This is a genomic window from Bacillus cereus group sp. BfR-BA-01310 (genome assembly GCF_022664325.1).
GTDB lineage: Bacteria > Bacillota > Bacilli > Bacillales > Bacillaceae_G > Bacillus_A > Bacillus_A paramycoides.
The window spans coordinates 185,897-198,922 of sequence record NZ_JAKUHD010000004.1 but is presented as its reverse complement, the minus strand read 5'-3'; the positions used below and the strand labels follow the sequence as shown (position 1 = coordinate 198,922).

Genomic DNA, 13,026 nt, shown 5'->3' with positions numbered 1-13,026 from the left:
TTCCTAAAGTGGAATAAAGTTAAGCAAAAATGAACATAATGATTGGTACAAACAGTAGTGAAGTGAGGGGTAGAGAATGTTATATCTGCATGATGTATGGGTAAATTGGTTTGAAGGTGAAGAGAATGGGTATAACGTTTGTCATTTTTACGAATGGCGGAAAGATGATACGATTGAGCTATTAGATCAAGTGCCATTATTAAAAGTAGATTCTACATTATATCATTACATCGAGAACGAATTGTTAGAGCTTCCGCAAAAATTATTGGAAGACGTACATCATAAGGCTTATATTCGTAAAAATCACGAACGTTTGCAACAAGAGTATTGTTTTGTTGTTACAGATGGAAAAGGAATTATTGCGATTGATTCAATCGGCTATAATGTGCCAATTAGAAAAAGTAGGCTTATACCTCGTCAAGAACAGATGGTATATGAGATGGTAGAAAATGTGCAGGCAGAAAAGTATGAGTTCCAAGTGGAAAAAATTGAAAAAGAACATCACATTTTATCGCCGTCGCCTTTCATCATGAACGGCCTAACTCGCAAAGAACGACAGTTAAAACAATTATTATTTATGGCGTTAGATCAATTACATACAACGAAAAATCCAGCTGAAATTCGCTATTGGTTCACAGAGTGGGATCCATCGGCGTACGGAATGGTCCAACATATGGAGTTTGAAGATGTTTGGGCTAAGCTTTATGAGGAAGCGAAAGCGGGATGGTCCGAGAAGCACGAGCAATTATGTGAGCGCTTAGTGAAAGGACAGCCGTTTTTTGAAAAGTTATGGGAAATGGAAAATGAGCAGAAGGTAAATTAAAAAACCGCCAATTGGCGGTTTTTTTTATGGAGTCGGCAAGCTCTTCGTGCCTAAGAACCTTCCGCATAAGAAGACCAAAAGCGTCTTTTATGCGAAAGAGCCTTAGCTAATCAGAGCTGAACGAACCGCTTCCGCTTTATAATGAAATCCAGCTCTGGCTCCTAACCCTTCGCGTCTAAGAGCCTTTCCCACGAGAAGGCAAAAAGCACCTTCTGTGGGAAAGAACCTTATCCGTCAGGGCTAAACAGTCGCCTCCGCTTTATAAGTTAATCCAGCTCCGGCGGCAAGAATGTTCGGTGGTTTCGCGGTCTTCCTGCGAGGTAAAAAACACCTCTACGTCAGGAGCTCCATCCCCCTCGCATTCTGAACGAGCCGCCTCCGCCTTATATGTTATCTACGTTTTCTGCTTAGTCCCATTGCGTTTTCTACTTTGCGTAGTTGTTTGAATGCAACTCGGTTTGCTTTTTCGGCACCTTTGTCTAGAATTTCGTCTAGTTCTGGGGAGTTGATTAGTTCGTTATATTTGTCTTGGATTGGGCGAATTGCGTCCACAACTACTTGTGCTAGGTCACCTTTGAAGTCGCCGTATCCTTTTCCATCGTACATTGCTTCTATTTCTTCAACTGTTTTGCCAGAGAATGAAGAGTAAATTGTTAATAAGTTAGAAATTCCAGGTTTGTTTTCTTTATCAAATTTAACGATACCTTCAGAGTCAGTTACGGCACTTTTAATTTTCTTTTCGATTGTTTTTGGTTCATCAAGCATACTGATCATTGATTTTGGATTCGGATCAGATTTACTCATTTTTTTCGTAGGTTCTGTTAATGACATAACGCGAGCTCCTACTTTTGGAATACGAATTTCAGGCATTGTGAAGATTTCACGGTAACGTTTGTTGAAACGTTCTGCTAGATCACGTGTTAATTCGATATGTTGCTTTTGGTCGTCACCAACTGGTACGATTTCTGTGTTATAAAGTAAAATATCAGCAGCCATTAATGGTGGATACGTAAGTAATCCTGCTGGAACTGAATCTCTTCCAGAAGATTTATCTTTATATTGTGTCATACGTTCTAATTCTCCAACGTATGCAACAGATTGCATAATCCATCCTAGCTGAGCGTGTGCTGGTACTTCTGATTGTACAAATAAAGTAGCTTTTTCAGGATCGATGCCGCATGCAACATATAGTGCAGCAAGACTGCGGATGTTTTTGCGAAGTTGTACAGGGTCTTGAGGTACTGTAATTGCATGTTGGTTTACGATACAGAAATAGCAGTCGTGTTCGTTTTGAAGCTCTGTAAATTGCTTCATAGCCCCTAAATAGTTTCCAAGTGTAATCGTTCCGCTTGGCTGAATACCAGAAAAGATAACTGACATAAGTAATTCCTCCTAAAATTGAATGTGTGATGGGGAAGAGAAGGCATACAAAAAAGCCCATTCATCCCAAATTACATAGGGACGAATGGACCGCGGTACCACCCTAATTATTTCACAGCTGTGAAATCTCTCAGATCCATAATAACGTCTGGATATAACGCCAAAGCCTACTACTCTCGGTTCGGTTTGGTGCTCAAAAGCCCATTCCATATTGTGCAATTACTTGTTCACACCAGCCACAAGCTCTCTGAAATTGCTTCAATATGTACTCTTCTCTATCATCGCATACATATAAATTTATTTATTTTTAACTGAGCCCTTTTAATATGAAAGAACTAAAGTTTTATAACAAAATGTTTTGCTGATTATTATATCATATGGAATAGTGTTTGCAAACTACATCAAAATAGTAAAGCTAATGAGAGTCGAGAACAACCCAAGCACGATACCAGTAATACAAATCGGATACGTCCATTTGAATGAATATGTTGTATAAATACGTTCTTTCTTATCGATAGGTTCCTCTGCTTCTTCAATTAAAGAGTCAATTTTTTTATTCGTACCAAATACTCTTTGGAATGCGTAAATTGTTACGTTAAAAAATCCATTTTGAAATATGAATAAAAAACCACCTATAAGAATAAAAAACAATGCGATATAGAATGAAATGTTGACAAAATTCAACAAAAACTGAGAAGAAACGAGGAATGCGCCAACACTAGAAGCGATTATCGCTACAAAAAATAGTATACAAGTATGAAAAAAAACTTTATTCAAAATATTCCCCTCCGTCAAAATATTACTAGAATTATTATACTATAAAAGTTATAATAAGTAATATAAATAATTTTTTGAAAATTATACGCAATTGGAGTTCTAATTTCAAGATGATGGTATCAATGTTAACGTATTCCTTTACAAAAAAATAAAAATATTAGCATTTTATTAAAAATTTTAACAAAAAAACAAAAAACTATATTCACAATCGTCATATTATATGTATAATGAAAATTGTAGAAACTTGGAGATTATTCTTTCAATTCTGGTTTTTTACAAGTGAGGGTACAGGAAGTGCAATTAGGGGAGGCAACACAACATGAAGAAAAAGATACCGTTATTACTTGCATCAACTTTAACTGCAAGTATGTTGCTTGGCGCGTGTAGCTATCAGAAAGAGGACGCTAAAGCAAAAGGAAAAGAAACCGCTACTAGTAGTAGTAACGGAAAACAGATTCTTAATTTAACAGAGTTATCTGAAATTCCATCAATGGATGCATCATTAGCGTCAGATTCTGCGTCTTCAACAGCATTAAATAATACGATGGAAGGTTTATATCGTACTGGCAAAGATCAAAAGAGAATGCCTGGGGTTGCTGAAGATGTTCAAAAGTTGGACGATGGTAAAAAATACATATTCAAATTAAGAAAAGATGCGAAATGGTCGAATGGGGAACCTGTAACAGCGAAAGATTTTGTGTATTCATGGAAAAGAGCAGTAAATCCAGATACAAAAGCGACGTATTCGTACATTATGTTTGATATTAAAAATGCAGAAAAAATTCATAAAAGAGAATTACCAGCTGACCAATTAGGTGTAAAAGCGATTGATGATTATACATTAGAAGTGGAATTAGACAATCCTGTTCCTTACTTTATTGATTTAACAGTTTATCCAGTATTTTACCCACTAAATGAAAATTTTGTGAAATCACAAGGTGATAAGTTTGGTTTAGAGGCAAATACAACATTATATAACGGGCCATTCGTTATGAGTGATTGGAAACATGAACAAAGCTTCCAATTTAAGAAGAACCCATCATATTGGGATAACAAAACGGTTAAAATTGAAGAAATTAATTTCAATATTGTAAAAAACACATCAACTGATGTAAATTTATATGAGACAAATGCGATTGATCGTGCGGTTCTAACATCGGAATTTGTTGATAAGTTTAGACAAAATCCAGAGTTCCAAACACGAAAAGAAGCTGGAGTTGCCTATTTAAGATTTAATCAAAATAATAAGTATTTAAGTAATAAAAACTTAAGAAAAGCAATTTCGATGTCCTTTGACCGTGATAACATTGCAAAAGTTATTTTAAACAACGGTGCAATCGGTGCTTACGGATTTGTTGGAAAAGATTTCGCTGAAGGTCCGAATAAAAAAGACTTCCGTGCTGAAAATGGAAATCTAGTTGAAACGGATTCAAAAGAAGCGAAAAAACTTTGGGAAACAGCGAAGAAAGAGCTTGGCACTGATAAAATCGAACTAGAATTCTTAAGCTTTGATAATGAAGATGCTAAAAAAATTGGCGAATTCTTAAAAGGTGAGATGGAAAAGAACTTACCTGGTTTAACGATTAAAATTAAACAGCAGCCATTCGCGCAAAAAAATAAGTTAGAAGACTCTCAGCAATATGATATGGCGTTTGGTATTTGGGCTCCAGACTTCCCAGATCCAATCTCATATTTAGATATGTTTGTTACGAATGGTTCACAAAATAAAACAGGATATTCTAATCCGAAATATGATGAGCTAATTCTAAAAGCAAAAACAGATACAAAAGATTTACAAGCTCGCTGGAACAACCTTTTAGAAGTAGAGAAAATATTAATTAAAGAGGATGCAGTTATTGCTCCGATCTTCCAAAAAGGTTCAGCATATGTGGTAAAAGGTGCTGTAAAAGATATTATCCCAATTAATTATGGTGGTAAATTAACTTACAAATGGGCATCTGTTGAACAAAAATAATCTTTTTTCCATCGTTTACAAGGGTATATGCCTATGATGGGCATATGCTCTTATTTTAAAAAAATAAAAGTAAGAATATTTAAAACTATCTTATTGCTTTTGAGAAAAACGGGGAGGTGCTTGACTATGGGACGTTATGTATTAAAACGTTTCGTGTACATGGCTTTGACATTATTTTTAATTACTACACTGACTTTCTTCTTGATGAAATTGCTTCCGGGTTCTCCGCTTAAAAACCAGGAGAAACTATCGCCGGCACAAAAAGAAATCATTCTTGAAAAATATGGTTTAAATGATCCAGTGCCAGTTCAATATGCACGTTATTTAGGTAACTTAGCAAAAGGTGATTTAGGGGTATCATTCCAATATGATAACCGCCCAGTAACAGATATGATTGTGGATCGTATTGGACCATCGGCACAACTTGGTTTACAAGCGATTATATTAGGATCATTTATCGGGTTAATTTTAGGAATCGTTGCGGCACTTCGTAACAATACGTGGGTCGATTATGGTGCAACAGTTATTTCGGTACTCGGAATGTCGGTACCATCATTCGTATTCGCCGCATTACTACAATATTTCGTAGGGGTAAAACTTGGTTGGTTCCCAGTAGCATTCTGGAAAGGACCAGAGTTTACTGTAATGCCTACAATTGCATTATCGATGTCAGTTATCGCAACAATCGCACGTTTCTCTCGTGCAGAATTAATTGAAGTTATGCAGTCTGACTATATTTTAACAGCGAAAGCAAAAGGGATTAGTCAAGGTGTTATCATTGTAAAACACGCACTTCGTAACGCGTTAATTCCAGTTGTAACAATTTTAGGACCAATGGTTGCGGCATTAATTACAGGAACACTTGTTATCGAGCAAATTTATGCTGTACCTGGACTTGGGGAACAATTCGTTAAATCGATTACTTTAAATGACTATACAGTTATTATGGGAACTACGATTTTCTATAGTGCAATCTTCATTTTAGTTATTTTCATTGTCGATATTTTATACGGAATTATTGATCCTCGTATTCGTTTAGCGGGAGGGAAAAAATGATGAAAGATGTACAAAAATTATCTCCAGATTTATTTCAACAAGCCAATCAAAATAATGTTGATAATGAAGTCATTGCCCGTCCAAGCTTAACGTTTTGGCAAGATGTAAGAAGACGTTTGTTCCAACATAAAGGTGCGATGCTTGGCCTTGTATTATTAGTACTCATTGCACTATTAGCGATTTTTGGACCGATGGTAAGTAAACACTCGTATAAAGAGCAAGATTTAGGTCGTGCGAAATTACCACCAAAAATTCCAGTTATTGAAAATGTTCATTGGTTACCATTTGACGGTACAGATCAATATGGTGTTGACCAATATGCAAAACGTGATATTAAAGAGTACTTCTGGTTTGGTACAGATGATCTTGGCCGTGACTTATGGACAAGAACATGGGAAGGTACACGCGTATCATTATATATCGCTCTTTTAGCAGCAGCAATTGACTTAGTAATTGGGGTTGCATACGGAGGTATTTCAGCATTCTACGGCGGCAGAGTAGATAATATTATGCAACGTATTATGGAGATTATTAACGGTATTCCATACTTAATCATCGTTATTTTAATGGTAATCATTATGGGATCAGGTATTTGGTCTATTACACTCGCGATGGCGATTACAGGTTGGATAGGAATGTCGCGGATTGTTCGTGGACAAATCTTAAAGTTAAAAAACCAAGAATATGTATTAGCATCTCGTACATTAGGTGCAACAAATACACAATTAATTGTGAAACACTTAATCCCGAACGTAATGGGACCTATCATCGTAATGACAATGTTTACAATTCCATCAGCGGTATTTGGTGAAGCGTTCTTAAGTTTCATCGGTTTAGGAATTCAGCCACCATTTGCGTCACTTGGTTCTCTTGTAAATGATGGGTATAAATCTATTCAAACGTATCCACACATGATGTTCATCCCTGCGGTTGTCATCAGTATGTTAATTCTAGCATTCAACTTAATGGCAGATGGATTACGCGATGCGTTAGATCCAAAAATGCGTAAGTAAAAGAGGGGAGAGGCAAAAATGAAAACATTGTTAGAGGTAAAAGATTTACAAGTCTCCTTTGATACACATGCAGGTGAAGTACAAGCAGTGCGCGGAGTTACTTTTGATTTAAAAAAAGGGGAAACATTAGCGATTGTAGGAGAGTCTGGTTCTGGGAAATCAGTTACTTCTAAAGCGCTAATGGGTTTAATCCCAAATCCTCCAGGCCGTATTAAAAATGGAGAGATTGTATTTGACGGTCGTGATTTAACGAAATTAACGGAAAAAGAAATGCAGCAAGTTCGTGGTAAAGATATCGCAATGATTTTCCAAGATCCAATGACATCATTAAATCCAACGATGACAATTGGGAATCAAATTATGGAAGGTCTTATTAAACACCAAGGGATGAGTAGAGGAGACGCACGTAAAGTTGCGTTAGAATTAATCGACCTTGTAGGTATTCCAAATCCAGAAGCGCGTTTAAAACAATATCCTCACCAATTCTCAGGTGGTATGAGACAGCGTGTAGTTATTGCGATGGCGTTAGCTTGTAATCCGAAATTATTAATTGCCGATGAGCCGACAACAGCACTAGACGTTACAATTCAGGCGCAAATTTTAGAGCTTATGAAAGACATTCAGCAAAAGACAGAAGCAGCAATCATTTTCATTACGCATGACTTAGGTGTAGTGGCAAACGTTGCGGACCGAGTTGCGGTTATGTACGCTGGTAAAATTGTTGAAATTGGAACTGTTGATGAAATTTTCTACAACCCAAAACATCCGTATACTTGGGGATTAATCGCATCTATGCCAAGTTTAGACGGCTCAGAGGAAGAGCTATACGCAATTCCCGGAACGCCTCCTGACTTATTAAAACCGCCAAAGGGTGATGCTTTTGCACCACGTAACCCGCAGGCACTGAAAATTGATTTTGAAATGGAACCACCTTTATTTAAAGTAAGTGATACACACTATGCGGCAACTTGGTTACTTCATGAGCAAGCTCCAGAAGTAAAACCGCCGGCAGTCGTTGAAAAACGCATTCTTCAAATGAAAGCAGGTGAACAACATGACTAAACAACGTGAGAAATTAATTGAAGTGAAAAATGTAAAGCAGCACTTTGACGTGAGTGGTGGTGTTGTCAAAGCGGTTAATGATATTTCATTTGATATTTACCGTGGAGAAACATTTGGTCTTGTAGGAGAATCGGGTTGTGGTAAATCGACAACTGGAAGAACGATTATTCGTTTATATGATGCAACTGCTGGTGAAGTGTTGTTCGATGGTGAAAATGTACATGGTAAAAAATCACGCGCAGAATTGAAGAAATTCAACCGTAAAATGCAAATGATTTTCCAAGATCCATATGCATCATTAAATCCTCGTATGACAGTAGGGGATATTATCGCAGAAGGTATTGATATTCACGGATTGGCGAAAAGCAAAAAAGAGCGTATGGACCGTGTTCACGAACTGTTAAATACAGTTGGTTTAAATAAAGAGCACGCAAACCGTTTCCCACATGAATTCTCAGGTGGACAACGTCAACGTATCGGTATCGCTCGTGCACTTGCTGTAGAACCTGAATTTATCATTGCTGATGAGCCAATCTCAGCACTTGACGTATCGATTCAGGCCCAAGTTGTAAACTTGCTAAAACAGTTACAAAGAGAAAAAGGCTTAACATACTTATTCATTGCCCATGATTTATCGATGGTAAAATACATTAGTGATCGCATTGGTGTAATGTACCGTGGTCAAATCGTTGAGCTGACAACAAGTGAAGAGTTATATGCGAATCCAATTCATCCATATACAAAATCACTATTATCAGCAATTCCGCTTCCAGATCCAGATTATGAGCGCAATCGTAAACGTATCGTATACGATCCATCTCAGCATGAATACGGTAGCGAAGTACCAACAATGCGTGAAATTCGCCCAGGACATTTCGTACTATGTTCTGAAGCAGAGTATAAGAAATATAAAGAAATCTATCAATAAAAAAGTAGAGCCATTCTTCTGTTACAGGAGGATGGCTCTATTTTTTGTAATAAAGTGAAACTTTAATCAGTGGGGGTTTTGTTCATCCCCCACTGATTATTAGTTGAACCAATCAGGCTTTTACGGGCAGTTGATCTCCCACCTAACTTCCTCGCATTCTCCGAATTTTGAGGTGGGAGTCTTACTGCCCGTTAATGCGGGATAAAAGTAAGAGAAATGAGTTAATAGTAGTTATGTTGAGAAGGTTTGGCTTGTTCGTGAGGGAATGGATCGGTTCTTAAAACCAGTTGAAAAAGTATTAAGTAATTTTTCTATGTGTACTGCTGTCACTACTAATTAACTTAATTTAAACTATTAAAAAAGGAACTTTCTATGAGTTCTGTTTCTACTATATAAAACATTTCTATTATCAATATTTGTCGGTAAATCGATATATTTAAAGAATCGCCGATATAATTCGAGTTGCGGTCGATATATTCGAAAAACCGCCGATATAATTTCATTTACTGTGGTGATATCCTATAAAACGTACGTTTTATAGGATATCACCTGTATATTTTCTACTGCGCTTGAACAGAAGCACTATCTTCTTGTTCATCCGGTTTAACAAGTGCATAATTTTCCCACGCTCTACTTCTCCAACGGAAGAACATAATAATCGCCCGAGTCCATTCGTCGATAGCAATCGCTAGCCAAATACCAACGAGACCCATATCTAATTGAAAGACGAAAAAGTAGCCGAGCGGTAAGCTCATTAACACCATGGAGAATGCGCCGATTAAAACTGGATATTTCGCATCACCAGCTGCACGAAGGGAATTAATGATGACGATGTTCATCGTCCGTCCTGTTTCAAGTAGTACACTTAGTAAAAGAACGCTTGCCCCTAGAGAGATAATATGGGGATTATCCGTAAATAGTCCCATTAATTGTGTGCGGAATGTAATAACGAGAATGACCATAAATAAAGTTACACCAATCGCCCATTGTACACTTTTCCATACACGAGTGTATGCTTCATCCTTTTCATTTCCGCCAACTAGGCGTCCAACGATAATAGCTGTTCCCATACCGATAGCAATGGCGAATAAATAAGTGAACATAGAAATGTTGGTAGCGTATTGTCTAGCAGCTAACGACTCTGTTCCTAAGTATGTTGCGTAGTATAGGAAGACGATTTGGCAAGCTTGGTACATTACTTGTTCAAATGCAGATGGAATGCCGATCTTTAAAATTTTGCCAACGTATTCTTTTGATAAAGTGAAGTAGTATTGCAATTTCACGCGGTATTCCATAACGCGATACAGTAACCAGAAGAACACAATAAGTGCGATTAGCCGGCTGACGGCGGAAGAAATAGCTGCCCCTTGCACACCAAGTTCAGGGAAGCCGAATTTCCCAAAAATGAGTACGTAGTTTCCGGCGATATGAATAATATTCATTCCAAGTGAAATAAACATCGCTTGCTTTGTAAAGCCGTGTACGCGGATAATTGCAGCTAATGAGTTAATAATAGCTTGAAGAAAAATGGCTCCCCCGACGATGGATAAATAACTTTGCGCGTACGTTAATACATCATCTTGTAAGTTCATTGCCATCATCATATGTTTTGAAAATAAAAGAAAACCGGCGCTTATAACGAGACCGACTCCTAAATTTAATGTTACTGCTAATGCTGATATTTTGGATGCTTCCATAAAGCGTTTAGAACCGAGGTATTGAGATACGACGATAGCTGCGCCATTCCCGATGACTTCTAGTACTAAAATAGCGATATGGAGGTATTGATTTGCTGCACCAACCCCAGATACAGCATCGTCTGATAATGCACTTAACATGAAAGTATCAGCGATCCCCATCAGCATAAAAAGAAAAACTTCTAGAAAAATAGGCCATGTTAATAAGAATAAACTTAATTTTTCTGTTGGCCCGTTTTTTGAGCGAATTGCTGTCATGTCCGTCCCCTCTTTACCGATATCTATTTTTAGCAAAGTGTATCGTAACACACTTTCATATCCTTTGCACTCATTTTAGCCTACATATTTTCAATATGAACGGACCTTCATTTTATGACAAAAAAAGAAGAATAATTATACGTAAGATATAATGAGATATAAATTTCGTTATTCTCTGATAATTTAAAAAACTATAAAATTTGTTATTTTTAACACTTGACTGCAATAAAAACGTAGTATGAAACGTTTACAAATACACTGAATATTAACAGAAAATTTTAATGAAATAGAAATATAAATATACAAAGAATATATTTGTGTGTATAATATGAATTATTAGAACATACATATATTTCTTTCTGTTTGAAAATGAAAGGGCTAACATTTTTTGGAGGGTGGAAGTATGAAAAAAAAGATACCAGTTTTTGTAGCATCAACAGTAGCAATGAGCATGGTTTTAGGGGCATGTAGCTATCAAAAAGATGAACCGCAAGCAAGCGCAAAAGGGGATAGCGGTAAAAGCGGTGCTAAGCAAGTTATAAACTTAGTTGAAACACAAGAAATTCCAACGATGGACCCAGCATTATCAGCTGATGCAGTTTCTTCGAAAGTAATGAACAATACGATGGAAGGTCTATACCGCCTTGGAAAAGATGATAAATTAGTTCCAGGTGTAGCGAAAGAATTCCAAAAGTCAGAAGACGGTAAAAAGTATACATTTAAATTACGTGAAGATGCAAAATGGTCAAATGGTGATCCTGTAACGGCGAAAGATTTCGTGTATGCATGGCAAAGAGCAATTAATCCAGATACAGCTGCGAAATCAGCGTATATTATGTACGATATAAAAAATGCAGAGAAAATTAATAAAAAAGAGATGAGTCCAGATCAATTAGGCGTCAAAGCGATTGATGATCATACATTAGAAGTAGAATTAGATAATTCTATCCCATATCTTGTTGATTTAATGGTCTATCCAATCTTCTATCCTGTTAATGAAAAGTATGTGAAAGAGCAAGGGGCGAAGTTTGGCTTAGAAGCAAATACAACACTTTACAACGGTCCATTTACACTAAGTGATTGGCAACATGAACGTAGTTTCAAAATGACAAAGAGCCCATCTTATTGGGACAATAAAGAAGTGAAGCTTGAGGAAGTAAACTTTAACATTGTAAAAGATACATCTACACCAATTAACTTATATGAAACAAACGCAATCGATCGAGCTACATTATTAGCAGAGTTCATCGATAAATATAAAGGAAAACCAGATTTCAAAACAGTAGAAGATACATCTGTATTCTTCCTTCGTTTAAATCAAAAAGACCCAGCTTTAGCAAATAAAAATATTCGTAAAGCAATTTCACTTGGTTTTGACCGTAAACCATTCGTTGATACGTTATTAAATAACGGTTCTAAGCCAGCGACCGGATTAATTCCTGACAATTTCATTAAAGGACCGGATAAAAAAGATTTCCGTGCTGAAAATGGAGATATTGTAAAACCGAATGTGAAAGAAGCGAAAAAGTATTGGGAAGCTGGTAAAAAAGAGCTTGGTAAAAATGAAATTGAATTAGAGCTATTAAATGAAGACGTTGAATTATCGAAGAAAACTGGTGAATATTTAAAAGGTGAGTTAGAAAAGAATTTACCAGGTTTAACAGTGAAAATTAAACAACAACCATTCGCGCAAAAATTAAAATTAGAAGATGCGGGCGATTATGTAATGTCATTCTCTGGTTGGGGTGCAGACTTCCCAGATCCAGTTACATACCTTGATATGTTTGTAACTGACGGAGCGCAAAATAAAATGAAGTATTCTAATCCGAAGTACGATGAGATTATTACGAAAGCGAAAAAAGATGGAAGCGATGTAAATGCTCGCTGGAAAAACTTACTTGAAGCAGAAAAAATGTTACTTGATGATGCAGCGATTGTTCCAGTATATCAACGTGGTAGAGCATATTTACAAAGAGAAACAATTAAAGATATGTACAACCATAAATATGGCGGCGAAGTAAGCTTCAAATGGGCATCAGTAGGAAAATAAGAAAAAA

The 13,026-nt window shown here is 36.7% G+C and carries 10 protein-coding genes and 1 other annotated feature; of the genes, 7 read left to right on the top strand and 3 right to left on the bottom strand.

Features of this window, described 5'->3' with window-relative positions; translation table 11 throughout:
- Positions 1-76: 76 nt before the first annotated feature.
- A complete protein-coding gene (locus MR109_RS11450; RefSeq protein ID WP_242272127.1) occupies positions 77-823 on the top strand; it encodes a YjbA family protein in 747 nt (248 codons plus the stop codon).
- A 390-nt stretch (positions 824-1,213) separates the two neighbouring features.
- Here MR109_RS11450 and trpS read toward each other — a convergent pair whose 3' ends face one another.
- Positions 1,214-2,203 carry a tryptophan--tRNA ligase gene (gene trpS / locus MR109_RS11445; RefSeq protein WP_178940560.1) on the bottom strand — a complete coding sequence of 330 codons (990 nt, stop codon included), beginning with the start codon at positions 2,201-2,203 and terminating at the stop codon, positions 1,214-1,216.
- Positions 2,204-2,277: 74 nt separating this feature from the next.
- Positions 2,278-2,494, bottom strand: a binding site (T-box leader).
- A 105-nt stretch (positions 2,495-2,599) separates the two neighbouring features.
- Positions 2,600-2,980 (bottom strand): DUF3899 domain-containing protein, encoded by a 381-nt coding sequence (locus MR109_RS11440; protein ID WP_242272126.1) that lies wholly within the window; start codon positions 2,978-2,980, stop codon positions 2,600-2,602.
- A gap of 319 nt (positions 2,981-3,299) precedes the next feature.
- Between MR109_RS11440 and MR109_RS11435 the strand changes: the two genes are divergently transcribed.
- The 5 genes from MR109_RS11435 to MR109_RS11415 all read left to right on the top strand — a co-directional run bounded on the left by MR109_RS11435 (position 3,300) and on the right by MR109_RS11415 (position 9,014).
- Positions 3,300-4,955: a peptide ABC transporter substrate-binding protein gene (locus MR109_RS11435; RefSeq protein ID WP_025150372.1), complete on the top strand. Its 1,656-nt coding sequence runs from the start codon at positions 3,300-3,302 to the stop codon at positions 4,953-4,955.
- Positions 4,956-5,081: 126 nt separating this feature from the next.
- On the top strand, positions 5,082-6,011 hold the full coding sequence (gene opp3b / locus MR109_RS11430) for an oligopeptide ABC transporter permease (protein ID WP_071717628.1): 930 nt from the start codon (positions 5,082-5,084) through the stop codon (positions 6,009-6,011).
- Positions 6,008-7,024, top strand: a complete 1,017-nt coding sequence (gene opp3C / locus MR109_RS11425) for an oligopeptide ABC transporter permease (protein WP_048369665.1) — start codon at positions 6,008-6,010, stop codon at positions 7,022-7,024. Before opp3b ends, opp3C begins: the two co-directional genes overlap by 4 nt.
- Positions 7,025-7,042: 18 nt before the next feature.
- The gene (locus MR109_RS11420; protein WP_242272125.1) at positions 7,043-8,086 is read left to right on the top strand and encodes an ABC transporter ATP-binding protein; all 1,044 of its coding nucleotides are present in this window, start codon (positions 7,043-7,045) and stop codon (positions 8,084-8,086) included.
- On the top strand, positions 8,079-9,014 hold the full coding sequence (locus MR109_RS11415; RefSeq protein ID WP_002170836.1) for an ABC transporter ATP-binding protein: 936 nt from the start codon (positions 8,079-8,081) through the stop codon (positions 9,012-9,014). The genes MR109_RS11420 and MR109_RS11415 overlap by 8 nt, the downstream gene beginning before the upstream one ends.
- A 560-nt stretch (positions 9,015-9,574) precedes the next feature.
- On the opposite strand, the gene MR109_RS11410 is transcribed toward MR109_RS11415, so the two are convergent.
- On the bottom strand, positions 9,575-11,020 hold the full coding sequence (locus MR109_RS11410) for an MATE family efflux transporter (RefSeq protein ID WP_242272124.1): 1,446 nt from the start codon (positions 11,018-11,020) through the stop codon (positions 9,575-9,577).
- A gap of 352 nt (positions 11,021-11,372) precedes the next feature.
- Between MR109_RS11410 and MR109_RS11405 the strand changes: the two genes are divergently transcribed.
- Complete coding sequence (locus tag MR109_RS11405) at positions 11,373-13,019, top strand: peptide ABC transporter substrate-binding protein (RefSeq protein WP_242272123.1); 1,647 nt, start codon at positions 11,373-11,375, stop codon at positions 13,017-13,019.
- Positions 13,020-13,026 lie beyond the last annotated feature (7 nt).

Coding starts and splice junctions, on each gene's coding strand:
- MR109_RS11450 (WP_242272127.1), top strand. CDS start 77: ATGTTATATCTGCATGATGTATGGGTAAATTGGTTTGAAGGTGAAGAG.
- trpS (WP_178940560.1), bottom strand. CDS start 2,203: ATGTCAGTTATCTTTTCTGGTATTCAGCCAAGCGGAACGATTACACTT.
- MR109_RS11435 (WP_025150372.1), top strand. CDS start 3,300: ATGAAGAAAAAGATACCGTTATTACTTGCATCAACTTTAACTGCAAGT.
- opp3b (WP_071717628.1), top strand. CDS start 5,082: ATGGGACGTTATGTATTAAAACGTTTCGTGTACATGGCTTTGACATTA.
- opp3C (WP_048369665.1), top strand. CDS start 6,008: ATGATGAAAGATGTACAAAAATTATCTCCAGATTTATTTCAACAAGCC.
- MR109_RS11420 (WP_242272125.1), top strand. CDS start 7,043: ATGAAAACATTGTTAGAGGTAAAAGATTTACAAGTCTCCTTTGATACA.
- MR109_RS11415 (WP_002170836.1), top strand. CDS start 8,079: ATGACTAAACAACGTGAGAAATTAATTGAAGTGAAAAATGTAAAGCAG.
- MR109_RS11405 (WP_242272123.1), top strand. CDS start 11,373: ATGAAAAAAAAGATACCAGTTTTTGTAGCATCAACAGTAGCAATGAGC.